23 protein-coding genes and 1 riboswitch are annotated in these 25,059 nt (G+C 70.7%); of the genes, 9 read left to right on the forward strand and 14 right to left on the reverse strand.

Annotation, left to right across the window (positions count from 1 at the left end; translation table 11 throughout):
* Positions 1-257 precede the first annotated feature (257 nt).
* Both BIV24_RS02105 and BIV24_RS02110 read right to left on the reverse strand, forming a co-directional pair.
* Positions 258-1,874, reverse strand: coding sequence for an amidohydrolase (locus BIV24_RS02105; protein ID WP_071364380.1), 1,617 nt, complete (start codon positions 1,872-1,874; stop codon positions 258-260).
* Positions 1,875-1,920: 46 nt separating this feature from the next.
* On the reverse strand, positions 1,921-2,361 hold the full coding sequence (locus BIV24_RS02110; RefSeq protein WP_071364381.1) for an Lrp/AsnC family transcriptional regulator: 441 nt from the start codon (positions 2,359-2,361) through the stop codon (positions 1,921-1,923).
* Positions 2,362-2,630: 269 nt separating this feature from the next.
* On the opposite strand from BIV24_RS02110, the gene BIV24_RS02115 reads away from it, so the two are divergent.
* Together BIV24_RS02115 and BIV24_RS34975 are read left to right on the forward strand one after the other, a co-directional pair.
* The gene (locus tag BIV24_RS02115) at positions 2,631-3,056 is read left to right on the forward strand and encodes a hypothetical protein (RefSeq protein WP_071364382.1); all 426 of its coding nucleotides are present in this window, start codon (positions 2,631-2,633) and stop codon (positions 3,054-3,056) included.
* A 197-nt stretch (positions 3,057-3,253) separates the two neighbouring features.
* The gene (locus tag BIV24_RS34975; RefSeq protein WP_079167955.1) at positions 3,254-3,505 is read left to right on the forward strand and encodes a hypothetical protein; all 252 of its coding nucleotides are present in this window, start codon (positions 3,254-3,256) and stop codon (positions 3,503-3,505) included.
* Here BIV24_RS34975 and BIV24_RS02120 read toward each other — a convergent pair.
* Together BIV24_RS02120 and BIV24_RS02125 are read right to left on the reverse strand one after the other, a co-directional pair.
* Complete coding sequence (locus BIV24_RS02120; protein WP_071364383.1) at positions 3,468-4,643, reverse strand: acyl-CoA dehydrogenase family protein; 1,176 nt, start codon at positions 4,641-4,643, stop codon at positions 3,468-3,470. The genes BIV24_RS34975 and BIV24_RS02120 overlap by 38 nt on opposite strands.
* Positions 4,644-4,938: 295 nt before the next feature.
* Entirely contained in the window at positions 4,939-6,297 is a 1,359-nt protein-coding gene (locus BIV24_RS02125) for a peptidase C39 family protein (RefSeq protein ID WP_071364384.1), read from the reverse strand.
* A 313-nt stretch (positions 6,298-6,610) separates the two neighbouring features.
* Between BIV24_RS02125 and BIV24_RS02130 the strand changes: the two genes are divergently transcribed.
* Positions 6,611-7,231, forward strand: coding sequence for a uridine kinase family protein (locus BIV24_RS02130; protein ID WP_177198607.1), 621 nt, complete (start codon positions 6,611-6,613; stop codon positions 7,229-7,231).
* Positions 7,232-7,661: 430 nt separating this feature from the next.
* Positions 7,662-9,527, forward strand: a complete 1,866-nt coding sequence (locus tag BIV24_RS02135) for an AAA family ATPase (RefSeq protein WP_071364386.1) — start codon at positions 7,662-7,664, stop codon at positions 9,525-9,527.
* A gap of 87 nt (positions 9,528-9,614) precedes the next feature.
* On the opposite strand, the gene BIV24_RS02140 is transcribed toward BIV24_RS02135, so the two are convergent.
* The 9 genes from BIV24_RS02140 to BIV24_RS02180 form a co-directional block, all read right to left on the reverse strand.
* Positions 9,615-10,685 carry a hemolysin family protein gene (locus BIV24_RS02140; RefSeq protein ID WP_071364387.1) on the reverse strand — a complete coding sequence of 357 codons (1,071 nt, stop codon included), beginning with the start codon at positions 10,683-10,685 and terminating at the stop codon, positions 9,615-9,617.
* Positions 10,682-12,019 (reverse strand): hemolysin family protein, encoded by a 1,338-nt coding sequence (locus BIV24_RS02145; RefSeq protein WP_071364388.1) that lies wholly within the window; start codon positions 12,017-12,019, stop codon positions 10,682-10,684. The genes BIV24_RS02140 and BIV24_RS02145 overlap by 4 nt, the downstream gene beginning before the upstream one ends.
* 225 nt (positions 12,020-12,244) lie before the next feature.
* Positions 12,245-12,700, reverse strand: coding sequence for a PH domain-containing protein (locus BIV24_RS02150; protein ID WP_071364389.1), 456 nt, complete (start codon positions 12,698-12,700; stop codon positions 12,245-12,247).
* Positions 12,701-12,714: 14 nt separating this feature from the next.
* The gene (gene hisG / locus BIV24_RS02155; RefSeq protein WP_071364390.1) at positions 12,715-13,563 is read right to left on the reverse strand and encodes an ATP phosphoribosyltransferase; all 849 of its coding nucleotides are present in this window, start codon (positions 13,561-13,563) and stop codon (positions 12,715-12,717) included.
* Positions 13,564-13,614: 51 nt separating this feature from the next.
* Entirely contained in the window at positions 13,615-13,887 is a 273-nt protein-coding gene (locus BIV24_RS02160) for a phosphoribosyl-ATP diphosphatase (RefSeq protein WP_071364391.1), read from the reverse strand.
* A 34-nt stretch (positions 13,888-13,921) separates the two neighbouring features.
* Positions 13,922-14,407 (reverse strand): 6,7-dimethyl-8-ribityllumazine synthase, encoded by a 486-nt coding sequence (gene ribH, locus BIV24_RS02165; RefSeq protein WP_071364392.1) that lies wholly within the window; start codon positions 14,405-14,407, stop codon positions 13,922-13,924.
* 19 nt (positions 14,408-14,426) lie between these two features.
* On the reverse strand, positions 14,427-15,716 hold the full coding sequence (locus BIV24_RS02170; protein ID WP_071364393.1) for a bifunctional 3,4-dihydroxy-2-butanone-4-phosphate synthase/GTP cyclohydrolase II: 1,290 nt from the start codon (positions 15,714-15,716) through the stop codon (positions 14,427-14,429).
* Positions 15,713-16,357: a nicotinamide mononucleotide transporter family protein gene (locus BIV24_RS02175; RefSeq protein WP_071364394.1), complete on the reverse strand. Its 645-nt coding sequence runs from the start codon at positions 16,355-16,357 to the stop codon at positions 15,713-15,715. Before BIV24_RS02175 ends, BIV24_RS02170 begins: the two co-directional genes overlap by 4 nt.
* Positions 16,354-16,956, reverse strand: a complete 603-nt coding sequence (locus BIV24_RS02180; RefSeq protein ID WP_071364395.1) for a riboflavin synthase — start codon at positions 16,954-16,956, stop codon at positions 16,354-16,356. The genes BIV24_RS02175 and BIV24_RS02180 overlap by 4 nt, the downstream gene beginning before the upstream one ends.
* A 146-nt stretch (positions 16,957-17,102) precedes the next feature.
* Positions 17,103-17,233: riboswitch (FMN riboswitch) on the reverse strand.
* Positions 17,234-17,590: 357 nt separating this feature from the next.
* Between BIV24_RS02180 and BIV24_RS02185 the strand changes: the two genes are divergently transcribed.
* The 5 genes from BIV24_RS02185 to BIV24_RS02205 all read left to right on the forward strand — a co-directional run bounded on the left by BIV24_RS02185 (position 17,591) and on the right by BIV24_RS02205 (position 23,317).
* Positions 17,591-18,349 (forward strand): SDR family oxidoreductase, encoded by a 759-nt coding sequence (locus BIV24_RS02185; protein WP_071364396.1) that lies wholly within the window; start codon positions 17,591-17,593, stop codon positions 18,347-18,349.
* 161 nt (positions 18,350-18,510) lie between these two features.
* A complete protein-coding gene (locus BIV24_RS02190) occupies positions 18,511-19,722 on the forward strand; it encodes an MFS transporter (protein ID WP_071364397.1) in 1,212 nt (403 codons plus the stop codon).
* A gap of 179 nt (positions 19,723-19,901) precedes the next feature.
* A complete protein-coding gene (locus tag BIV24_RS02195; RefSeq protein ID WP_071364398.1) occupies positions 19,902-21,278 on the forward strand; it encodes a uracil-xanthine permease family protein in 1,377 nt (458 codons plus the stop codon).
* A 311-nt stretch (positions 21,279-21,589) separates the two neighbouring features.
* The gene (locus BIV24_RS02200; protein ID WP_071364399.1) at positions 21,590-22,264 is read left to right on the forward strand and encodes a DUF5995 family protein; all 675 of its coding nucleotides are present in this window, start codon (positions 21,590-21,592) and stop codon (positions 22,262-22,264) included.
* A 123-nt stretch (positions 22,265-22,387) separates the two neighbouring features.
* The gene (locus BIV24_RS02205; RefSeq protein ID WP_071364400.1) at positions 22,388-23,317 is read left to right on the forward strand and encodes an LLM class F420-dependent oxidoreductase; all 930 of its coding nucleotides are present in this window, start codon (positions 22,388-22,390) and stop codon (positions 23,315-23,317) included.
* Positions 23,318-23,333: 16 nt separating this feature from the next.
* Here the strand turns inward: BIV24_RS02205 and BIV24_RS02210 are convergent, their stop codons facing one another.
* Entirely contained in the window at positions 23,334-25,046 is a 1,713-nt protein-coding gene (locus BIV24_RS02210) for a flavin monoamine oxidase family protein (RefSeq protein ID WP_071364401.1), read from the reverse strand.
* Between the last annotated feature and the right edge of the window lie 13 nt (positions 25,047-25,059).

Raw genomic sequence — 25,059 nt, forward strand, 5'->3', positions numbered from 1 at the left:
GGGCGCTGTGCCTGGCTCCCAGCGGTGATGCGCCGGTGCGGCACACCCCTGACCCAGCGGCGCTCCGGCGACTGTGCGGAGGTTCCCCGGTCGGACGTCCGGTGGTGGACCCGGCCGAACCTACCGGCCCCCTGCGCCCGGCTGTCAACAGCCGTGCGACCTGCGCATCTTCCATCAATTCCCTGGTCAGCGGGGAGGATGCGCAGGTCGCACGACGGGGCCCGGACCGGCGATCGCCGCCGCGGCGCCCCGGGAGATCACTCTCCCGGCCGTACGAACACCGTCCGGCCGCCCACCACGGTGCGCAGGCAGACGGGCAGGTCGGCGTCCGGGGTCAGATCGGGCAGTCCGGGGGTGCCCGAACGGGGGTCGGTGGACCAGCGGGCCACCCGGTCGTCGGGAGCCTGGACCACCAGTGCGTCGGTACGCCACACGGCGTAGTCCGCGGGCGCGCCCGGCATCAGAACGCCCGCGTCGTCCCGTCCGATCGCCCGCCAGCCGCCGCGCGTGTGCGCGGTGAACGCGGCCCGCACGGAGACCCGGTGCTCGGGGGTGCGGTGGAAGGCCGCGGCACGGACCGTGCCCCACGGGTCGAGCGGCGTGACGGGGCTGTCGGAGCCGAAGGCGAGCGGGACACCGGTGCGCAGCAGGGCCGCGAACGGGTTCAGGGTGCGGGCCCGCTCTACGCCCAGGCGCTGGGCGTACATGCCGTCCTCGCCGCCCCACAGCGCGTCGAAGGCGGGCTGGACGGAGGCGGTCAGGCCCAGCTCGGCGAAGGCCGCGATGGTCTCGGGGGTGAGCATCTCGGCGTGCTCGACGCGGTGGCGGGCGGCGCGCACACGGGCGAGGCCGACCTTCTCGGCGGCGGCACGCACACCCTCGACGACCGCGGTCACGGCGGCGTCTCCGATCGCATGGAAGCCCGCCTGGAGCCCGGCCTCGGTGCAGGCGACGACGTGGGCGGCGACGGCGGCGGCGTCGAGGTAGGCGGTGCCAGTGTGGGCCGCGTCGGCGTACGGCTCGTGCAGGCAGGCGGAGTGGGAGCCGATGGAACCGTCGACGAACAGGTCGCCGGCGGCCCCGATCGCGCCCAGCTCCCGCGCCTTGTCGACGTCCAGCTCGGCCCAGTAGCCGACGACCCGGGGGCCCGGCTCCTCGGCCGCCAGGCGCAGCAGTCCGGTGAAGTCGTCCTCGGAGGAGATCTCCGGACCCGCGCACTCGTGGACCGAACCGATACCGAGGGAGGCGGCGTGTACGAGGGCGGCGCGCTGGGCCTCGGTGCGCTGGGCGGGGGTGATCGCCGCGAACGCGGCGGCGCGCACGGCGTGGTGGGCGTCGCGGGTGAGCGGTTCCCCGTCCGCGAAGCCGGCCTTGCCCCGTACGCCCGGGGTCAGCTCCAGCAGGGCGGTGGTGACGACGGCTGAGTGGACGTCGATGCGGCTCAGATAGAGCGGACGGCCTCCGGTGGCCTCGTCGAGCTCGTCCCGCCGGGGCGCCCGGCGTTCGGGCCAGCGGGCCGCGTCCCAGCCGTGGCCCAGCAGCACCCGGTCGTCCGGGCGGGCCGCGGCGAAGTCACGGACCCGGCCGAGGGCGTCCGCCAGGGAGGGCGCGGCGGACAGGTCGAGGCCGGTGAGCGCGAGGCCGGTGGACGTGGTGTGCACATGCGCGTCGGTGAACGCCGGAGTGACGAGCGCGCCGTCCAGATCGACGACCTCGTCCACGCCCTCCGCGAAGGAGTCGGCGGCGCCTTCGGAGCCGACCCAGGCGATCTGCCCGTGCTCGACGACCATGGCGGTCGCGAAGGGATCAGCGGGGCTGTGGACTTCTCCTCGGCGCAGCAGGACGGTCCGCGGCGGGGTGGTGCGCTCATTCATGGGACCAGTCTCGCGCCTCGCGCGAGCCGTCCGGCACGCAGGTCCCTCAGATCTGGGGCGGCCGCGCCTCGTACGGCGTCGACAGCACCACCGTCGTGCGCGTCGACACCCCCGCGAGCGTCCGCAGGCGCGCCAGGAGTTCCTCCAGCCTGTGGGGTGTGGCCACGCGGACCTTGAGGATGTAGTTCTCGTCTCCCGCGACGCTGTGGCACGCCTCGATCTCCGGGACGCCCGCGAGTCGCTCGGCGATGTCGTCGGGGGCGCTGGGGTCGAACGGCTTCACCGAGATGAAGGCGGTCATCGGCAGCCCGACCGCCTCCGGGTCGACGACCGCGGCATACCCGCGGATCACGCCGCGCTGCTCCAGTCGGCGCACCCGCTGGTGCACGGCCGAGGTGGACAGGCCCGTGGCCTTGCCCAGGTCGGTGTAGCTCATCCGCCCGTCCTTGACGAGCAGCTGCACGATCTGTCGGTCCAGCTCCTCCATGGCGCTAGAACCTACAGTGCACCTGTTCCCCACGGATACCGAGCGGCGCAGGTCATGCCCGGTTTGTGATGTGGCCGCGAGCGGGCCTGCCGGCCGCCCGTGGGACAGAACCACCGCGCTGGGGCACCTGCGGACGGCATGTGACGAACGCCACAGTGTACGGACAGGCTTCGTGATGGTCTCGTGATTACCGCCAAGACGGGGCGGGAAGTGCTTGCTGTGGTCGAGGCCGCAGTGCCTTGTCGGCCCAGCCCGAGGGGGAGAATCCCATGCAGAGTCTGAAGCGCCCTGTTCGTGGTGCGTCCAAGCGGCACAAGCCCGCCGTCGAACCCGAGCCGGAGGGTGTCGAAGCCGACGACGAGTTCGACGCCTACGACACCTTCGAGATGTACCGGGTGGTCTGCCCGGACTGCGCGCAGCCCATCGCGCTTCTGGCGGACGAGGAGGTCCTGCCCGAGCATGCGCTGTGCACCTCGCCCTGGAACCCGTTCGGTCTCACGGTCTGCGCCGGTACCGGCCGCGCGGCGGCCGACGCCCGGGCCGCGGACGAGTCGGTGACGCCCCAGGAACAGGACACGGCCCTGCTGTTGACGCTCCCTCAGGGGCTCCACTGGCGGATGCAGCCGTTCTCGCACGTCGGCGGCCCGGGCTCGCAGCCGATTCGGATGCCGGTGATGCGGGGCCAGGCCGCCTGACGCCCGCCACGCAGCCTTCCCGTAACCGCCCTGCACCATGGCACGCCGGCGGCACGGCACGCCTGCCCGGGGCCGGTGCCGTGCGACAAGACGCCGCGCCCGGCGAAGGCGCGTCATGTCCTCGTACGAGCCCCGGGGAACTCACGCCCGATTAGCAGGGGCGGTGACCTGCGCACACGCCCCGCCGTTCCCCATGTATGACCGCCACAGACACGGGGCACCGGCGACGGGTGCTCGTCCCGGCAGTTTCACTTCCGCTGCCGCACCACCAGGACCCGCCCATCTACCGCGCACTCATGCGGACCTGGGCCGATCGCGGGCGTACGCTGCCGGGGCGCCACGACCCGGAGTGGGTGCGGCTCGCGGCGCCCCTGGCCGGCCCGGGCCGGCTCACGACGGGCCAGGACCCGTTCAGCGGGACTCGGGACCGGCGAGGTGACGGGCGATGACCATCCGCTGGATCTGATTCGTACCCTCGACGATCTGCAACGCCTTGGCCTCGCGCATATAGCGCTCGACCGGGAAGTCCGCGGTGTAGCCGTACCCGCCGAAGACCTGGACCGCGTCGGTGGTGACCTTCATCGCCGCGTCGGTGCAGTGCAGCTTGGCCATGGCCGCCTGCTTGGCGAACGGCAGGCCGGCGTCGCGCAGCCGTGCCGCCGCCAGGTACAGCGCCCGGCCGGCCTCGATCTGGGTCGCCATGTCGGCGAGCAGAAAGCGCAATCCCTCGAAGTCGGAGATCGGCCGTCCGAACTGTCGCCGCCCGCCGGCGTAGGCGACCGCCTCGTCGAGCGCCGCCTGGGCCACGCCTATGGCGCACGCCGCGATGCCCAGCCGCCCGGAGTCGAGCGCGGACAGGGCGATCGTGAAGCCCTGGCCTTCCTCGCCGAGGCGGCGGTCGTCACCGACGCGTACGCCGTCGAAGTGGACCTGCGCCGTGGGCGAGCCCTTCATGCCCATCTTCTTCTCCGGCGCCGCGGCGCTGAGCCCCTCGGTGTCGCCGGGCACCAGGAACGCGGTGATCCCGCGCGGGCCCTCCTCGCCGGTGCGCGCCATCACGGTGTAGAAGTCCGCGATCCCGCCGTGTGTGATCCACGACTTGGTGCCGGTGATCACCCAGCTCCCGCCGTCGTCGCGGACGGCCTTCGTCCGCAGGGACGCCGCGTCCGACCCGGACGACGCCTCCGACAGGCAGTACGCGCCCAGCAGGCCGCCGCCGAGCATCGCGGGCAGGTGCTCGGCCTGCTGCTCCTTCGTGCCGTAGTGCGCCAGGCCGTGACAGGCCAGGGTGTGGACGCTGACGCCGAGGCCGACCGTGAGGCGGGCGGCGGCCAGCTCTTCGAGAACCTGGAGGTAGACCTCGTAGGGCTGGTCTCCGCCGCCGTACTCGGAGTCGTACGGCAGGCCGAGCAGCCCGGATTCGGAGAGCAGTCGGAAAACCTCGCGCGGGAAGCGCCCGGTGTCCTCCTCCTCGGCAGCCTTCGGGGCGATCTCGTGCTGCGCGATGTCGCGGACAAGCGAGATCAGGTCCCGGGCCTCGTCCGTGGGCAGTTGACGCTCCACCGGCTGCGGGGCGCGGTCGGGCATGGCGACGCTCTCCTCCCTCTCGGGGACATCGGCGGACGTGCGCCTGGAGTGGGGCGACTCCGCCGGGTCTCACTGGGCCCAGCCGATGCTCGCGGCTCCGGGTCTCGGAAGCCGCTGACCAGCGACTGTGGCGTTTGGAGTATGCCCGATCAAAGGCAGCGAGTCACCAGTTAACGACCGCTTACTTCAAGGAAAATCCTGGCCGGTCCGATGACCCGAGCCCCCGGTTTCGCATCGCATGCGCGTACGGCGGCCCCGGGAGACCGGGGCCGCCGTACGCACCAGGGCCAAGGCGTCAGCGGATGCCCACCGCCGCCAGTGCCTGGCGCTGCCGCCCGGTGAGCTGGGCCGGGAAGTACAGGTAACAGACGCCACCGGTGCCGGAGACGACCTTGCCGGAGGCGTTGTACCGCTTGGTACGCAGCCAGATGTTCTCCCACTCGCGCCGCTTGTAGACCCGGCGCACCGCCGCGTCACTGGGCGAGGCCGGGTCATTGGCGACCACGTCGCCGTCGGCGGTGAAGCCGATCACGGTCATCAGATGGCCCGAGGTGCCGTACCCGGCCCCCGTCAGCTCCTCCTTCAGGAAGGACTGGGACGTTATGGCCGGGATGCCCGCCGCGATCAGCGTCTCCAGGTCGGTGAGCGAGGACAGCCGGGTGACCACGCCCTGCAGGTCCTTGAAGGTCGCCGCGTAGGCCGCGTTGAAGGGCCAGTTGCCGCAGCCCTGGTACTGGTAGTCGTAGGTGGAGCGGGCCGCGTGGCAGACCTGCGGATCGGCGTACGAGGGGTCGACCCAGGACACCTGCTCGGGGGTGAGCTTCCCGCCCCAGTACTCGATGATCATCTGCGAGGAGGTGGGGCTGCACCAGGCCTCGCCGCCATTGTCGTACTCCGGGTACTGGCCCTTGTGGATCTCCTGCGAGAAGCGCGGGACGGTCAGCTCCCGGGCGAAGCCGGGGGTGGAGGCCGGGACGGTGAAGCGGCCGGGGATGTCGGAGCCGATGGCACCGAGCCGCCACACGGTCGGGGTGATCTTGGTGCCGGGTGTGCGGTAGAGGGTCAGTCGCAGGCGATAGGAGATCAGACGCAGGCCCGAGGCGGCGTCGGCGATGGAGAAGGTGTCGGTCCAGATGTCGCTCTTGCCGTCGGTCTGGTTGTCGACCGAGGTCCGCCTGATGTCCTGGTCACCGGCCGCCCAGCGGCCCATCACGTACCAGGGCGTGTCCGTTCCGTCGGAGTAGGTGCCCTTCAGTTCGACCTGGAGCCAGCTGCCCGCCGGGGTGTGCGCGTTCCAGGAGGCGATGGCCTCGGTGGACGGGACGGCGAGCAGGTGCACCGGGGAGGTCCAGGTGGCGTACTCCCAGGTGGCGGTCTTTCCGGTGTGCGGGTCGGTGTAGTCGACACGGCCGGCGGGCGTGGCGATCACCACGCCGGGGCGAGCGCCGGGCACGGCGCGGACGCCCTGCGCGGTGCCCGAGCGCCAGTCGGGGTACGAGGTCCAGGCGCGGTTGTCCACGAGGCTCGGGGCTGCTTTCACCGGCCGGTCGGCCGGGGTGGCCGCGGACGCCCGGCCCGCGGCGCCGGCCACGGTGGCGGCGGCGACCGCGGCGGCGAGGATGGTTCTGCGGGACGGCTCTGAAGCTCTGGTCATCGGTGGGAGACCCCCAGGTATCCGGAAGCGGCGGCTCAGACGCACGGTGTGCGCCAACTATGGCTGCCGCACCGGGACTTCTGCCAGCACTTCGACGCTCGGCGCGTCCACCAACATTGGTCCCGACCACTGGCATGACCTCAGGCCCCGCCGAACGGCGGACGCGACCGCCGTTCCGGTGAGCCGGGGCAAGGCCGCAGCAGCGGCCTCGGCCTTGTCGAGATCGGCACGGCGCGGGCGGGCGGCCGGGAATCGTTCCCGCATAGAGTTCTCCCGAAATACACCCACGCCCTCTCACTTCCAGGACATCGCCATTCACGCCCTCGCGTCCCGTCTTCGGCAACTGCCCCCATCCTGTGGCCCGGTCCGCCTCATCGGCGTCGACGGGCACGCGGGCTCCGGGAAGTCCACGTTCGCCGGGCAATTGGCCGCGGCGCTCGGTGGTGTGCCCGTGCTGCACCTCGACGACATCGCCACCCACGAGGAGCTGTTCGCCTGGACGGATCGACTGCTGCGCGAGGTGATCGAACCGCTCGGCCGCGACGAGACCGCACGCTACCGCCCCTACGACTGGCTCGCGCGGCGCTTCGGCCCCACCCGCACGCTCCCGCCCGCCCCCGTGATCCTGATCGAGGGGGTCGGCGCGGGCCGTCGGGCCCTGCGTCCGTATCTGGCGTGGCTGCTGTGGATGGAACTGCCGCACGAAGAGGCCTGGACGCGCGGACGGGCCCGCGACGGTGAGGAACAAAGCGCGTTCTGGGCCGGATGGGTCGAGGCGGAACTCCGGCACTTCACCGAGGACCCGTCCCGGCCGTTCGCCGACCTTCTGGTGCGGCAGGAGTACGAGGGGTACGAGGTACTGTCTGGGCCGAACGGGACTCCTGAACCGGACCAAGAGATCACGCACAGTAACGGGCCGTCGGCAGTGTGCTGAGCTTGTGAAGACCCTTGCGAGAGAACTTCTTTGAGTGCTCCAACTCGGCTTGACCCGGGAGCCGTACAGGACTTACGTTCTCAATGGGCGGTTTTAGAAGCCGCCCGCAGACACGAAGCCCCCGGTTGTTCCCCCGTGATCGGGGGCTTCGTTCTGCCCCGGACACCTTCCGCAGGCGTCGGCAGGCCCGATTCGCTCACCCTCGGTCACTGCGTGATATGCACCCCGTCCACGCCAGCTCACCGAACAGCCTGTGCCGCCCCCTACGGCGTGCCGCTCTCCCGCAGGTACGATGCCTCTCGGTGCGGCCTTCGGACGACTGCTCTGCGCACCGTAGCAACTCCGTTCCACGGCACAGCGGTTCAAGCGAAGCGACCAGCGGGTGAGGCCCGGCGGTGAACCAACGGGGGCACGGTTTGTGGGGGACGTGATGGACTTCGGCACGCAGGGCCCTGAGGCCCCGGCCGACCTCGCTTGGCTGCGAGGGGTCGACGCCTACACGATGGGCGCCTATCCGCAGGCGGAGGAGGAGTTCCGTGCGGCGGTCCGGATGGATCCGGGGATGGCCGACGGCTGGCTCGGACTGCACGCGCTGCGCGTCGACACGACGACCGCGCTGCTGCGGATGTTCCGCCACCGGGACCGCTTCGGGGAACAACGGGCCCGCCACCGGCGCGCCCTCAACTCCTGGTACTGGCTGGGCTGGTGGGTGCAGCCGGTACTGGAGGGCCCGCGCGATCTGCTGCTCGCGCACGCCTCGCACTGGCTGGACGGCCGCCACGTCCCCGAGCTGGACCGGGCGCTCGCCGGGCTGCCGCCTGTGGACGCCGACCCCCAGGTCCGTTTTCTGCACGCCTGCCGGGCCTACCTGGTCAAGGACTGGGAGCAGTTGGTCCGGCACACCGATCCGCTGATCGACGATCCCCTGCTGGGCATCGAGGTCGGGCTGTTCGGAGGGATGGCCCGGGTGCGCCTGGAGATGTACGGGCAGGCCGAGCCGCTGCTCTCCACCGCGCTGATGCGCTGCCGCAGCGAGCAGCCGCAACGCAAGGAGCTGCGGTACTGGCTGGCCCGTGCCCTCGAGGGCACGGGCCGCTCGGCCGCCGCCCTGCCCCTCTACCGCGCGGTGCACCGCGTCGACCCGGCGTTCATGGACACCTCCGCACGACTCGCGGCGATAGCCGAGGGCGACGGGTACGACGAGTCGGCCGACCTGACGGCGATGGCGTTCGCCGGCGGCGGGGACGTGCTGGACGGGCCCGACGGTCTTGACCCGCTCTTCGGCATCGAGGGGCGGGAGGTGAAGCTCTCCGAGCCCGAGCCCGAGCCACCGCCGCCGGGCGCGCTGCCGGCGCAGAGCGACGCCGTGCGCGAGAAGGCCTCACCGCTGCTGAAGCCGCTGCCGGCCGGGCCGACCGATCCGGCCCTGCTGGAGGAGGCGCTGGCCGAGCTGGAGCGCATGGTCGGCCTGGAGCCGGTGAAACGCCAAGTCAGGGCTTTGTCGGCACAGTTGAACATGGCGCGGCTACGGGCGGACCAGGGATTGCCCGTGCAGCCGCCCAAGCGCCACTTCGTCTTCTCCGGGCCCTCGGGCACCGGCAAGACCACGGTGGCGCGCATTCTGGGCCGGGTCTTCTACGCACTCGGCCTGCTCGGTGGCGACCACCTCGTGGAGGCCCAGCGGGCCGACCTGGTCGGCGAGTACCTGGGCCAGACCGCGGTGAAGGCGAACGAGCTGATCGACTCAGCGATCGGCGGTGTGCTGTTCGTGGACGAGGCCTACTCGCTGTCCAACTCCGGCTACGGCAAGGGCGACGCGTACGGCGACGAGGCACTGCAGGTGCTGCTGAAGCGGGCGGAGGACAACCGCGACCATCTGGTGGTGATCCTCGCGGGCTACCCCGAAGGGATGGACCGGCTGCTGGCCGCCAACCCCGGGCTGTCCTCACGTTTCACCACCCGGGTCGACTTCCCCTCGTACCGTCCTTTGGAACTGACCGCGATCGGCGAGGTGCTGGCCGCGGAGAACGGAGACGTCTGGGACGAGGAAACCCTGGAGGAACTCCGCTCGATCGCCGGGCATGTGGTGGACCAGGGCTGGATCGACGAGTTGGGCAACGGCCGGTTCCTGCGGACGCTGTACGAGAAGAGCTGCGCGTACCGGGATCTCCGGCTCACCGCATATCCCCGAACCCCGTCCCGGGACGATCTGTCGACTCTGAGGCTGCCGGATCTGATGCAGGCGTACGGGGAGGTGCTGTCGGGGCGGGGGCCGCAGGATCCCTCGGGATGGTGAGCGCACCCTGCGAGCTCTGGGTGTGCCCGTATACGGGCGGCCAGGGTCCCCCCGCGCCCCTGCGGGGCGCGGGGGGACCCTGCCCGGTCAGCTCGGTACCGGTTCCTTCTGTTCCGGCATGCGCGGCTGCGGCGGGGCCTCCCGGTGTGCCGGGTCCCTGACCTCGCCCACCAGGAGTTCCAGCACGTCCTCCAGAGCGACCAGGCCGAGCACCTGCCCGGAGGCATCCGCGACCTGCGCCAGATGCGTGGCCGCCCGGCGCATCACGGTCAACGCGTCGTCCAGCGGCAGCTCCGCCGCCAGCGTGGTCATCGGCCGCCAGAGCTGCCGCGGCACCGCCCGCTCGGAGTCCTCCATGTCGAGGACGTCCTTCACGTGGAGGTAGCCCATGAACGCTCCGTTCGATGCGACCACGGGGAAACGCGAGTACCCGGTGCGCGCGGTGAGCTCCACCACCTGGCCCGGGGTCACCGTGGGCTCCACCGTCACCAGCAGGTCCGGGTCCAGGAGCACGTCCGTCACCGGGCGCGAGCCCAGCTCCAGCGCGTCCTCCAGCCGCTCCTGCTCCTCGGGGTCGAGCAGCCCCGCCTGACCGGAGTCCTCCACCAACTGGTTGAGCTGTTCACTGGTGAAGACCGCCTCGACCTCGTCCTTCGGCTCCACCCGGAACAGCTTGAGGATCACCTGGGCACAGGCGCTCAGCGCGACCGTCACCGGCCGGCACAGCCGCGCGAACGCCACCAGCCCCGGGCTCAGCCACAGGGCGGCCTTCTCCGGCGCCGCCATCGCAAGGTTCTTCGGCACCATCTCGCCGATCACGAGATGGAAGAACACAACCGCGGCGAGCGCGATCACATACCCGAGCGGGTGAACCATCCCTTCCGGGACGTGCGCCGCCGCGAACACCGGCTCCAGCAGGTGCGCCACCGTGGGCTCGGCGACCGCGCCCAGTGTCAGGGAACACACAGTGATGCCGAACTGGGCCGCGGCCATCATCTGCGGCAACCGCTCCAGGCCGTACAGCACCTGCCGCGCCCGCGCGGTCCCGAGCGGCTCGATCTGGCTGCGCCGTACGGACACGAGCGCGAACTCGGCACCGACGAAGAACCCGTTGACGAGAACCAGCAGCGCCGCGAACACGAGTTGCAGCAGGCTCATCGCACCGCCTCCATGGCCGGCACGGTGACATCCGCGGCCTTCACGAGCCGCACCCGCTCGGCGCGGTAGTGCTCGACCTCGCGCACCGTGAGACGCCAGCCCGGCAGTTCGGCGTGGTCCCCGGGGACGGGGATCCGGCCGAGCAGATCGGCGACGAGTCCGGCCACGGTCTCGTACGGTCCTTCCGGCACGTCCAGGCCTATCCGCTGCAGGACGTCGACCCGGCAACTGCCGTCGGCGTCCCACGCGGGCCGCCCGTCCTCGGGCGGCGCGGCGACGAGTTCGGGCAGGTCCAGTTCGTCGTGCTCGTCGCGCACCTCGCCCACCAGTTCCTCGACGATGTCCTCCAGGGTGACGACGCCCGCCGTGCCGCCGTACTCGTCGACGACGACGGCGATGGGCTGCTCGCTGCGCAACCGCTCCAGCAGGGGCTGCACGGGCAGCGTCTCCGGGACGAGCAGCGGCGCCTGGGCGATGTCGACGACGGGCGTACGCAGCCGTTGCTGCGAGGGCACCGCGAGGGCGTTCTTGAGGTGCACCATGCCGATGACCTCGTCGATCTTCTCCCGGTAGACGGGGAAGCGGGACAGGCCGGTGGCCCGGGTGAGATTGACCACGTCCTCAGCGGTGGCGGAGGACTGCAGCGCGCTCACCTTCACCCGCGGGGTCATCACGTGCTGGGCGGTCAGCTCGCCCAGGGACATCGTCCGGACGAACAGGTCGGCCGTGTCCTGCTCCAGCGTGCCGGCCCGCGCCGAGTGCCGGGCGAGTGAGACGAGTTCGCCGGGGGTGCGGGCGGAGGCCAGCTCCTCGGCGGGCTCCACGCCCAGGGCGCGCACCAGCCGGTTGGCGACCGCGTTGAGTGCCGCGATCACCGGCCGGAACAGCCGCGAGAACAGGCGCTGCGGGCCCGCGACGAAGCGCGCGACCTGCAGCGGCCGGGACACCGCCCAGTTCTTGGGAACGAGTTCACCGATCACCATCTGCACGGCCGCCGCGAACAGCATGCCGACGACGACGGCGACGCCCGAGACAGCGCCCGCGGGGATACCGATCGTGGTGAACGGGCCGCTCAGCAACTGTGCGAGGGCCGGTTCGGCGAGCATGCCGACGACCAGTGAGGTGATGGTGATACCGAGCTGGGTGCCGGAGAGCTGGAAGGACAGCTCCTTGAGCGACTCGACGACCGTACGGGCCCGTCGGTCGCCCTCGGCGGCCGCCTTCTCGGCGTCGGGCCGCTCGACCGTGACGAGTCCGAATTCGGCCGCGACGAAGAAGCCGTTGGCCAGGATCAGCAGGAACGCTGCCCCGAGGAGCAGCAGGGGGGTGGTCATGATGCCGCCGCCTCCGCGTGGTCGCGGACCGGGTCCGCGGTATGTCGGCAGGGGGCGGCGCAGGTACTACAGGACGATCCGTCCATCGCCGGAGGGGGTCACTCCTCGGGTAGCAGGAGCCCCTGAGTACCGGGCGGAACACCAGGGGCGGAGGCTCAACGGAAGTGCCTCCTTCACCAGATTAATCAAGACATCGGCATGTGCGGCAGGGTGGACGCCTCCGAGTCATCCCCGATGCCGCTCGGGACCGACGGTGGAGCGGGCCTCGGTGAGCTCCCGGAGCACGCGTGCGTCCTCTATGGCGCGCTGTTTGGCGATGCCCGGCTGGATGCCCAGGGCGGGCAGGCTGGTGCCGTCGCTGAGGTTGAGGAACACCCAGGGGTCCCCCGGACGCAGGTTCACCTGAACGATCTCCGCCCAGTCCAGGCGGCGACGACTGGCGATATTGACGACGGTGACCCCGGTCTCGTCGGCGACGACCTTGGGCCGGGCCAGCAGGAGCAGCACTCCGAAGAAGAGGGTCGCCGTGAAGACGAAGCTGAGGCGCTCCCCGGGGTTCAGCCCTTCCAGCAGCATCGCGACGGCCGTTATGGATACGAAGCTCGCCGCGCCGACGGTGAGCAGCACGGCACGGGTGCGTCCCGGCCGGAAAGTGACGGGGAGGCTGGGCAGATCGGACATCGGTGACGGATTCCTCAGAGGCGGCAGGCGTGGATGGCCGTGGTCAGGATGGCCCGAGCGCCGATGTCGTACAGATCGTCCATGATCCGCTGGGCTTCCTTGGACGGGACCATCGCCCGGACGGCGACCCAGCCCTCGTTGTGCAGCGGCGAGACGGTCGGGGACTCCAGGCCCGGGGTGAGCGCGACGGCCTTCTCCAGCTGCTCGACGCGGCAGTCGTAGTCCATCATCACGTACGTCCGGGCCACCAGGACGCCCTGGAGGCGGCGCAGGAACTGCTGCACCTTGGGGTCCTTGGCGTCGGCGCCGGTACGGCGGACGACGATCGCCTCGGACTTCATGATCGGCTCGCCGAAGACCTCCAGGCCCGCGTTGCGCAGCGAGGTGCCGGTCTCCACGACGTCCGCGATGACCTCGGCGACCCCCAGCTCGATGGCCGTCTCCACGGCGCCGTCGAGGTGGACGACGGAGGCGTCGATGCCCTTGTCGGCGAGGTGCTTGGCGACGATGCCCTCGTAGGAGGTCGCGACCGTCCTGCCGACGAGGTCGCCGGTGTCGTGCGCCGTGCCGGGCTTGCCGGCGAAGCGGAAGGTGGAGCGGGCGAAGCCGAGCGGGAGGATCTCCTCGGCGCTCGCGCCGGAGTCGATCAGCAGGTCACGACCGGTGATGCCGATGTCGAGACGGCCGGAGGAGACGTAGATCGCGATGTCGCGGGGACGAAGGTAGAAGAACTCGACCTCGTTCACCGGGTCGACGATCCTCAGCTCCTTGGACTCCCGGCGCTGCTGGTAGCCCGCCTCATGCAGCATCTCCGCCGCAGGGCCGGACAGTGAACCCTTGTTGGGGACGGCGATGCGCAGCATGAGGGGGGCTTCCTTCGTTCGGTTCGTGCTGTGTGCTGTGTGTGATGTGGCTCAGAGGTGGGCGTAGACGTCGTCCAGGGAAATACCACGGGCGACCATCATCACCTGGAGGTGGTAGAGCAGCTGCGAGATCTCCTCGGCGGCTGCCTCCTTGCCCTCGTGTTCGGCGGCCATCCAGACTTCGGCGGCCTCCTCGACGATCTTCTTGCCGATGGCATGGACGCCCTTGCCGACCAGCTCTGCGGTGCGGGAGGTGGCGGGGTCGCCGTGGACGGCCTTGTGCTGGAGCTCGGTGAACAGCTCCTCGAACGTCTTCTTGGACATGGTGGTGCTAACCCTACGCGTTCCGGTCCCTTTCTCAGTGCCAGGGTTCGGATACCGAGCGGAGTGTGGCGGCGGTCGCCACCGCCGCCGTCACCGCCTCGTGTCCCTTGTCCTCACTCGATCCCTCCAGGCCCGCGCGATCGAGGGCCTGCTCCTCCGTGTCGCAGGTCAGCACGCCGAAGCCGACGGGGACGCCGGTCTCGACGGACACCTGGGTCAGGCCCTGGGTGACGCCCTGGCACACATAGTCGAAATGGGGGGTGCCGCCACGGATGACGACCCCGAGGGCGACGATCGCGTGGTAGCCGCGGCCCGCGAGGACCTTGGCGGCGACGGGGAGTTCGAAGCTGCCGGGGACCCGCAGCACGGTCGGTTCGTCGATCCCCAGCTCGCCCAGGGCGCGCAGTGCGCCGTTCATCAGCCCGTCCATCACCTTGTCGTGCCACCGTGCCGCGATGACGGCGACCCGCAGGTCACTCGCGTTGCGTACGGACAGCTCCGGTGCACCCTTGCCGCTCACGTGTCTCCTCCGTGCTCTCTTACTGGTCGCCGCAGGCGGACACGGCGGTCGTGTCCAGCCAGGGCAGGTCGTGCCCCATCCGGTCCCGCTTGGTGCGCAGGTAGCGGAAGTTGTGCTCGCCCGCCTGCACGGGCGTCGGTTCCCGTCCGGTGACCTTGAGGCCGTGCCGGAGCAGGGCGTCGGTCTTGTCGGGGTTGTTGGTCATCAGCCGCACTCCGCGCACGCCGAGATCCTGCAGGATCCGGGCGCCGGCGGCATAGTCGCGGGCGTCGGCGGGCAGGCCCAGCTCCAGGTTGGCGTCCAGCGTGTCGTGGCCGCGCTCCTGGAGTTCGTACGCACGCAGCTTGGACAGCAGCCCGATGCCGCGTCCCTCGTGGCCCCGCAGATAGACGACGACGCCTCGGCCCTCGGCCTGGATGCGCTTCAGGGAGTTCTCCAGCTGGGGGCCGCAGTCGCAGCGCAGCGAGTGGAAGACGTCTCCGGTGAGGCATTCGGAGTGGACGCGGACGAGGACGTCCTCGCCGTCGCCGATCTCGCCGTGGACGAGGGCGACGTGCTCGACGCCGTCGCGGGTGGAGCGGTAGCCGTACGCGGTGAACGTGCCGAATGCCGTGGGCAGTTGGACCTCGGCCTCGCGGCGGACGGTGGGCTCGGAGGTGCGGCGGTAGGTGATCAGGTCCGCGATGGAGATGATCGTCAGACCGTGCTTGCGGGCGAACGGGATCAGCTCGGGCAGGCGCAGCATGCGGCCGTCCTCGCCGGCGATCTCCACGATCGCGCCGGCCGGGCGCAGTCCGGCGAGCCGGGCGAGGTCGACGGCGGCCTCGGTGTGGCCGTTGCGTACGAGGACGCCGCCGGGCCTGGCGCGCAGCGGAAAGACATGGCCGGGGCGGACGAAGTCGCCGGGGCCCGCCTCCTGCCGGGCGAGCAGCCGCAGCGTGGTGGCGCGGTCGGACGCGGAGATACCGGTGCTCACGCCGTGTGCGCCGGTCGCGTCGACGGACACGGTGAACGCCGTGCGCATCGACTCGGTGTTGTGGTCGACCATCTGCGGGAGCTGGAGGCGGTCGAGTGCCTCGCCCTCCATGGGGGCGCAGATCAGGCCGCGGCACTCGCTCATCATGAAGGCGACGATCTCGGGGGTCGCCTTCTCGGCGGCGATGACCAGGTCGCCCTCGTTCTCGCGGTCCTCGTCGTCGACGACCACGACCGGGCGGCCGGCCGCGATGTCGGAGATGGCCTGCTCGACCGGGTCGAGCGCGAAGTCCTCGATGGTGTCCGGGTGGTACAGGATCGGCACCGACGTCATGCCGGGGCTCCTTCCAGAACGGGCCGCTCTGCCTTGCGGGAGCGCAGCCACCAGTCGCGCATGCCCCACAGGACGAGTGCGCCGTAGACGATGTAGACGAAGCCCGAGAAGGCGAAGCCGTTGACGAAGTTGAGCGGGACGCCGACGGCGTCGACCAGCAGCCAGGCGAACCAGAACTCGACCAGGCCACGCGCTTGGGCGTACATGGCGACGATCGTGCCGACGAATATGTACGCGTCGGGCCACGGGTCCCAGGACAGCGTGGGGACGGCGGTGAACAGGCCGGCCACGGCGAGCGTACCCAGGGCCGCGGTGCCCGCCAGGATCCCGCGCTCGCGCCAGGTGGCGAACCGTACGGCGATTTGGCCGTCCTCGGCCCGTCCCTTGCCGCGGTTCCACTGCCACCAGCCGTAGAGGGCCACGACCATGACGACCACCTGCTTTCCGGCGCTGCCGGAGAGATGGGACGTGGCGAAGGCGGTGAACAGGATGACTCCGGACAGGAACTGCACGGGCCAGCTCCACAGGGAGCGGCGCCAGCCGAACGCCAGGCCGACCAGGCCGATCACGTTGCCGAGCATGTCCGACCACTTGATGTGCTGGCCGAAGAGCGTGAAGGCCTCGGAGTTGAGCCAGCTCACTTGGTGGCTCCCTGCGCAGTCAGCAGACGCTCGACGTACTTGGCGATGATGTCGACCTCGAGGTTGACGGGGTCGCCGGGCTGCTTGATGCCGAGCGTGGTCAGCGCGAGGGTCGTGGGGATGAGGCTCACGGTGAAGCGGTCGGCTCCGGCCTCGACGACGGTGAGGCTGATGCCGTCGACAGTGATGGAGCCCTTCTCGACCACGTAGCGTGAGAGGTCCGCCGGGAGCGAGATGGTGACGAGATCCCAGTGGTCGGAGGGCTTGCGTTGCAGGACCGTGCCGGTGCCGTCGACGTGGCCCTGCACGATGTGCCCGCCGAGACGTGCGCCGACGGCGGTGGGGCGTTCGAGGTTGACCCGGGAGCCTACGGTGAGGGCGCCGAGGCTGGAGCGGTTCAGGGTCTCCGCCATGACGTCGGCGGTGAACTCGTCGCCCTCGTGCTCCACGACGGTGAGACAGACGCCGTTGACGGCGATGGAGTCACCGTGCCGGGCGCCTTCGGTAACAACGGGGCCGCGAAGCCGGAAGCGGGAGGAGTCGCCGAGGTTCTCGACGGCGGTGACCTCACCCAGCTCTTCGACGATTCCGGTGAACACTTCCCGGGTCCTCCTGCCTCTTCGGGCACGGACTCCGGGGCCTGTCGATGACGACGGCAGATAACGGGCAAGGACACCGGGCAACGCCGAACAGAGCTCGTCCGAATGGACGAGCTGGTACGGCGGCGCGCACGAATGCCCGCCCGCCGCGCACTGCCTCCCATCCGGACTTTAACCGTCGGTCCAGGAATTTCACCTGGTCAACCGGCCGCTGGAGGCGGCCGGGTCGCGGACTGTAACCGCCGGTTCGGACTTTCACCGACCCCGGAGTGCGCTGCTTCTGGTACACGGTCAGTGTGCCACGCCTACCCGACGGCCATGCGGGTGAACCGCTGTGTGGTGCCTCACGTGTTCACATACTGGACATCCGTGACCGCCCGCGCCAGGCGCGATCCATCCGCCGGGAGGCACGACACCAGCCGCACACAAGGCACTTGACGTGAGCGAGGGCGTGACGACGACCGCCGGCGCGCTCGAGAACCGGCCCGACCGGAGCAACTCCTGACAAATCAGGATTTCTGGAGTGCCGGTTCACCGCTCGCCGCGCATGTCACAATTCCGCGGGCCCGGCCGGTCGTAGAGGGCGAAGGGCGTTCCACAAGGGAGCGCCCGGCGCTCGAAGGGGCTGAACAGCATGACCACCATCCTGGTGACCGGCGGCACCGGCACCCTCGGCCGGCTCGTCACCGAGCGGCTGCGGGCGGACGGGCACGAGGTGCGCGTCCTGTCCCGGCACGCGCAGCCGTACGCCGTCGACCTGATCCGGGGCGGCGACGGCCTGGATGCGGCCGTGGCGGGCGTGGACGCGATCGTGCACTGTGCGAGCAGGCAACGCGGGGGCGACGAGCAGGCCGCCGCCCATCTGATCTCCGCCGCGCGCAGGGCGGGCGTGCCCCATCTCGTCTACATCTCGATCGTCGGCGTGGACGTGGTGCCACTGGGCTACTACAAGACCAAGTACGCGGTCGAGAAGCTGATCGAGGAGTCGGGACTCGGCTGGACGATCCTGCGGACGACCCAGTTCCACGATTTTCTCGCGCAGATGTTTGAGGCCATGGGGAAGCTGCCGGTATTGCCGCTCACGGCGGGCGTGAGCTACCAGCCGATCGAGGTCGCCGAGGTCGCGAACCGGCTCGCCGAGCTGGCCGTGGGCGAGCCTGCCGGGCGGGTCGAGGCCATGGGCGGGCCCGAGGTGCGGACGCTCCCGGACCTCGCCCGGGCCTGGCTTCGGGCGACGGGACGCCGACGGCCGATGGTGAGCGTGCCGGTCCCGGGCAAGGTGCTGCGCGCGCTGCGCGCGGGCGGGCATCTGGCTCCCGCCAACGCGGTGGGCAAGGGCACGTTCGAGGAGCACCTGGTGGCGCGCCACGGCGGCGTGGCCTCGGCCCGCTGAGGGACTCCGGTCACCGGGAGGGCGTCGCGAACGGTTCGTCGTGAGCGCCGTCCCGCGCGGTCGGCGAGGGCGTCGAGCAAACGGGAGGAACAGGGGTTCCTGATAACTTGCGCGCGCACCGGGGGCGGACACGGAGGGGGAGGTGCCCGAGAATGAGCGAGATGGGCGCAGGGGTCGGTCGACTACGCGAAGTGAGGCGCGCCCGGTACGCCGTGGCCGCGGTGTTCGCCGTGCACGGCGCCGTCACCGGCTCGTTCGCCACCCGCGTTCCATGGATCCAGGACCACGCGCAGGTCAGCGCGGGACAGTTGGGCATCGCCCTCGCGTTCCCCGCGCTCGGCGCGTCCGCCGCCATGCCGCTCGCGGGCCGGATCAGTCACCACCTCGGCGCCCGCACGACGCTGCGCGGGCTGCTCGCCCTGTGGACGCTGTCGCTCGTCCTGCCGTCCCTGGCCCCGAATCTGCCGACCCTGTGCCTGGCCCTGTTCGTGTACGGCGCCTCGGCCGGCATGGCGGACGTGGCGATGAACGCGCTGGGCGTGGAGATCGAGAACCGTCTCGGCAGGTCGATCATGTCCGGTCTGCACGGCATGTGGAGCGCGGGCGCCCTGGTGGGCTCGGCGGCCGGTACGCTCGCCGCTCATCTGGGCTCCGACGCCCGGCTGCATCACGCGCTGGCGGCCGCGCTCCTGACCCTGCTGGGCGTCGTGGCCTGCAGGTGGGTCCTCGACCTGCAGGCCGCCGAGGACGAGGAACCGCCGCCCCGGTTCGCGCTGCCGCCCAGGTCGGCGCTGCTCATCGGCGCGGTCGGCTTCTGCGCGGTGTTCGCGGAGGGCGCGAGCCTGGACTGGTCGGCAATCTATCTGCGCGATCGGCTGGAGAGTTCGGCCGGTCTCGCCGCCGCGTGCACCACGGGCTTCACGCTCACCATGGCGATCGCGCGGATCGCGGGCGACAGGGTGGTGGACCGGTACGGTGCGGTCCGCACCGTACGCCTGAGCGGTGTTCTCGCCGCGCTCGGCGGACTGCTCGTCGTCGTCGCGGGCGCTCCGGCCGTGGCCATGGGCGGCTTCGCCCTGATGGGGCTCGGCATCGCCGTCGTCGTACCGCTGTGCTTCGCGGCGGCGGGCCGCAGCGGTCCGAACCCCAGCCAGGCCATCGCGGGCGTCGCGACGATCACGTACACCTCGGGTCTGATCGCGCCGAGCGCGATCGGCGGGCTGGCCCAGACGACCAGCCTGGTCGTGTCCTTCGGTCTGGTGACGGTGCTGGCGTGCGGGGTCGGGGGGTTCGCCGGTGTCCTGCGCACGGGCGACCGCGACCGTCCGAAGGTCGGTCCGCCCAGCGCGGCGGTTCCCGGCCAACGGCCCTGACGGACGTGAACATCGTCACAGCCGCCGACAGATGGCCGGCCGTGGGAGCGCACTCATCGGCCGCTTGGTCATACACATGAACTGCGTTCACGGATGGGACCCGGTGTACGGAGGACCGCCCGACGACCGTGACAATGGTTCGGACAGTTCTTCATGTACAGAGAAAGCGAAGCCTCACCATGGACCTCGGCGTGCGCTGGAAGCTGCACGGTGACGGGCGCACGCCCGCGCCGGGGGCGGTCGTCCGCCCCGATGAACGGCTCTCCTGGCCCCGCACGGTAGGACTCGGCGCCCAGCATGTGGTGGCCATGTTCGGGGCAAGCTTCGTGGCTCCCGTGCTGATGGGGCTCGACCCCAACCTCGCGATCATGATGTCCGGCGTCGCGACCGTGATCTTCCTGCTGGCGACCCGCGGCCGGGTGCCCAGCTACCTCGGCTGCTCGCTCTCCTTCGTGGGCGTCGCCGCGGTGATCCGGGCGCAGGGCGGCACCAGCGCGACGGTGACCGGCGCGGTGTTCGTCGTGGGCGTGGTGCTGTTCCTCGTGGGCCTCGCGGTCCAGCGGTTCGGGGCGCGGATCATCCACGCGGCGATGCCGCCGATCGTGACCGGCGCGGTCGTCATGCTGATCGGGTTCAACCTCGCCCCCGTGACCGCGTCCACCTACTGGCCGCAGGATCAGTGGACCGCGCTGCTGGTGATGCTCTTCACGGGTCTGGCCGTGGTGGGCCTGCGCGGCTTCTGGTCGCGTGTCGCGATCTTCCTGGGGCTGGTCTTCGGCTACGGGATCTCCTGGGCGTTCGACCGGATCTTCGGGAAGATCCACTCGGTGGACGCGAGCGGCAAGCTCACCGACCACTGGCGCCTGGACCTGTCGGGCGTCGGCCACGCGGACTGGATAGGCCTGCCCTCCTTCCACGGCCCGTCCTTCCAGTGGTCCGCGATCCTGGTCGCCCTGCCCGTGGTGATCGCACTGGTCGCCGAGAACGCCGGGCACGTCAAGGCCGTCGGTGAGATGACCGGCGACCCGCTGGACGACAAGCTGGGCACGGCGATCTCCGCGGACGGTGTCGCCTCCATGCTCTCGACCGCGGTCGGCGGCCCGCCGAACACGACGTACTCCGAGAACATCGGCGTCATGGCCGCCACCCGCGTCTACTCGACCGCCGCCTACTGGGCAGCGGCCGGCTTCGCGCTCCTCTTCGGCCTCTGCCCGAAGTTCGGCGCGATCGTGGCCGCCATCCCCGGCGGAGTGCTCGGCGGCATCACCGTCATCCTGTACGGCATGATCGGCCTGCTCGGTGCGCAGATCTGGACCAAGTCCAACGTGGACCTGCGCAACCCGCTGAACCTGGTGCCGGCCGCCGCGGGCATCATCATCGGCGTCGGCAACGTCACCATGAAGTTCACCGACACCTTCTCCCTCAGCGGCATCGCGCTGGGCACGCTGGTCGTCATCACCGGTTACCACGCGCTGCGGGCCCTGGCCCCCGCGCACCTCAAGACGCAGGAGCCGCTGCTGGACTCGGGCACGTCCTCGTACAACGAGGAGTCCTAGTGCCGCGGCAGGCGACGTTTGCCCGTTGAGGAGCGGCGTCGTGGGGGCACCTCCCGCTCTGTGGGTCCCCGTGCTCGAGCGAGGCCGAGAGGCCGGGTTCCAGCCGGAGTGGCCCCCGTCGTAGTAGACGTGCGTCCGGGGTCCGCGCCCTTCAGGACGCGTCCGGCGCGCGGTCAGCCGCCGGACGCGTAAGCCCGACACGTGCGCTCCCCTTTCCGTCCCCCGGCCGGCCCAGCGCCGGGTTCCCCCGTTTCGGGGAAGCCCGTGGGCCGGTGCCGTTCCGGTCAGCCCAGGGCTGCGACCCTGCCCCCATGGTGCGGTTGGAGCAGTTCACCACGGAAGTGGCCGCGGTCGTCTCACGGATGCGCGCGCTCGACAAGGCCTGGCCGCCCGGCGACGGCGTCGCGGTCTTCAACCGCGTCTACCTCACCGTCACCGAGGAGGCCGGACGCCGTCCGGACGCCGGGGGTTGCACGGACCGGCGAGCCGCGATCGCGCTGGACGTGCGGTTCGCAGAGCGCTATCTGACGGTGGCCGAGGAGGGGTGTCCGCCCGCGTGCTGGCGGCCGCTGTTCCTGTTCCGGCGCCATCCCGGCGTACGGCCCGTGCAGTTCGCGCTCGCCGGTATCAATGCACACATCGGGCACGATCTTCCGCTCGCCGTCGTGGACGCCTGTCGTACTCTCGGCTGCGAACCGGCCGAGCTGGAGAACGAGTTCGACGACGTGGGCGACATCCTCGTCTCGCTGGAGGACCGTGTCCTCGAGGATCTGACGCCCGGCCCCGATCTGCTCCGGATCACCGACCCGCTGACCCATCTGCTCGGCTCATGGAGCCTGGAGCAGTCGCGCGAGGCCGCCTGGGCGGCAGCGCGCGCTCTGTGGGCCCTGCGGGAACTGCCGGAGATCGCCGAGGAGTTCGCGCGGCGTCTGGACACGGCGATGGGCTTCGCGAGCCGGATGCTGCTCACGCCCCTTCCGGGCTGATCCGACGCCTCCTACAAGAGAAACTCACCCAAGAACCGCCGTAATTACCCTGTATCTCCGGAACTTGCGTGCGATCACAGTAAGTTGACCGGCGGAAACTCGCGATCACGAAGGAGCACCACCATGACGACCCGTCTGGGACTCGGCCTCCCTCAGATGCGGCAGTACGACCTGGGCAAGGATGTGCCCGACGTGGCGCGTGCCGCGGAGCGTATCGGATACGACAGCCTGTGGGTGTTCGAGCGGGCCCTGTTCCCGGAGCCGGCCACCCAGGGGCTGTACGGCATCGAGGGCATGCCCTGGCCGGACTCCTACCGGCATGTGGCGGACCCGCTGGTGACGCTCGCGCTGGCCGCGACGGCCACCGAACGGGTCCGGCTGGGCAGCAGTGTGCTCGTGGCACCGCTGCACACACCGTTCCAGCTCGCCAAGGCCCTCGCCTCGCTGGACGCGGCCAGCGGTGGGCGGGTGATCGCCGGCTTCGGCACCGGCTGGTCCCTCGACGAGTACGCGGCTGCGGGAATCCGGCCGTTCAAGGAGCGCGGCCGGGTCCTGGACGAGGTGATCGACGTCTGCCGGGCGGTATGGGGGCCGGACCCGGTGCACTACACCGGCCGGATCACCGGCATCGACTCGGCCCTGGTCGGCCCCAAACCGGCCCGGCCGATCCCGATCCTGCTGGCCGCCAGCTCCCGCAGGGCACAGGAGCGGCTCGTCGATCACGCCGACGGCTGGCTGCCGGTGGGCGCGGGCGTGGAGCAGATCGCGAGCCAGTGGCGTGCGCTGAAGGACCTGGCCGCCGAACGCGGACGCCGGGAGCCGATCCAGACGGTGCTGCGGGCCAACGCGCGCTGCTCGGCCAAGTCCTACGAGGGCGCCGACCGGCCTGCCTTCCACGGCAGCGCCGACCAGATCGTCGAGGACCTTCTCGCCCACGCGGAGATCGGCATCGAGGAGATCCTCGTCGAACTGCAGGCCACCGCGCGCGATGCCCAGGAACTCAAGGACACCGCCGCGGAGGTGTACGAGAAGGCGCGGGCGGCCGGGCTCTGACCGCCCGCACCGGGGCTCAGTCCTCGGGAAGCTCCACCGGAGCGATCTCGTCGTAGAGGTCGCCGGGGCCGGGGTTGGCCGGGTCGGTCGCGCCGCCGAAGTGGTGCATGACGCCCCACACGGCGTTGAGCGCGGTCTGCACGGCGCCCTCGGCCCAGCCGGCCGTCCAGGAGATGTCGTCGCCGGCGAGGAAGACGCCCCGCTTGTCGGCGGGCAGCCGGTCCTGCATGAAGTGCGTGAACAGGCGCCGCTGGTAGCGGTAGTGGCCGGGCAGGTTCGCCTTGAACGCGCCCATGAAGTAGGGCTCGTTCTCCCAGGAGACCGTCACCGGGCTGCCGATGATGTGCTTTCTGATGTCGACGTCCGGGTAGATCTCGCCGAGCGACTTCAGCATGACCTCCATCCGCTCGTTCGCGGACAGCGGCAGCCACTTCAGGCTGTCGTCGCACCAGGTGTACGACAGGCAGATGACGGCGGGCTTGTCCGGACCGTCGTCCAGGAGGTAGGTGCCGCGGGTCATGCGGTCGGTGAGCGTCATCGACATGACGTCGCGGCCCGTCGGGCGTCCCCTGTCGTCGACGGCCTTGTCCAGCCAGAACGGCCGGTCCACGGGCACGAAGAGCTTGCTCGACTCCATGTAGTGCGTGCGCTCGATCGCCGTCCAGTGGTCGATCGGGAAGAGCGAGTCGTCACAGGCGATCTTGGAGAGCAGCATCCAGGACTGGGCGGTGAAGACGGCCGCCCGATACGTGCGGATGTCGCCGTTCGCGTCGGTGACGGTGATCCGGTTGCCCGCGGTGCGGTGCAGCCGGGTCACGGCGGGGCGGGGCTCGCCGTTCTGGTGCAGGGACTTCAGGGACGTTCCGTACGCCCAGTGCACGATCTTCTCCGGCTCCCGCTCCCACAGCCGCAGGGGAAGCTGCTGGGAGCCGCCCACGATGCCGCGGTGGTGGTCGTCGGCCTCGGTGTAGACGACGCGCAGGATCTCCAGGATGGAGTTCGGGAAGTCGGTGTCCCAGCCGCCGGTGCCGAAGCCGACCTGGCCGAAGATCTCGCGGTGCCGGAAGGACCTGAAGGCCTCGGAGTCGCAGAGGAAGCCGTAGAACGTCTGGTTGTCCAGCTTCTCGACGAGCCTCGACCAGATCTCGCGGATGCGCTTGACGTCCCGCTCGCGCAGGGCGCGGTTCATGTCGGAGAAGTCGGCGCCCTCCTCCAGGCACGCGTTCCAGGCGTTCGCCACGTCGCGGTAGACCTGCGGCAGATCGTCGAGGGTCTTGGCGTAGTGGGTCTCGCCCTTGAGGTCCACGACGGTCGACGGCGTCGTCTCGGCCAGCGGGTTGGGGAAGGGCCTGGTCTCAAGGCCCACCAGGTCGATGTAGTGCTGCAGCGCCGTGGAGGACGGCGGGAAGCGCATGGCGCCCATCTCGGCGGTCAGCGAGGGGTCGCAGCCCTCGAAGCCCACCGTACGCAGTCGGCCGCCGATCTGGTCGGCCTCGTACACGACGGGCCTCAGCCCCATCTTCATCAGCTCGTACGCGGCCACGATGCCGGACAGACCGCCACCGATGACCGCGACCTCGGTGCCGTGCTCGGTCGCGGGTATCTTCCCGAGGCCCGTCGGGTGGGCGAGGAAGTCGTCGTACGCGTAGGGGAAGTCCGGCCCGAACATGGTGATCGGCGGCTGCTGCTCGTCTGTGCGCTGGACGGCGTTGGGCACCGTGGACGTCATGGGGTGCGGGCTC

This window comes from Streptomyces colonosanans, from assembly GCF_001866645.1.
Taxonomy (GTDB): domain Bacteria; phylum Actinomycetota; class Actinomycetes; order Streptomycetales; family Streptomycetaceae; genus Streptomyces; species Streptomyces colonosanans.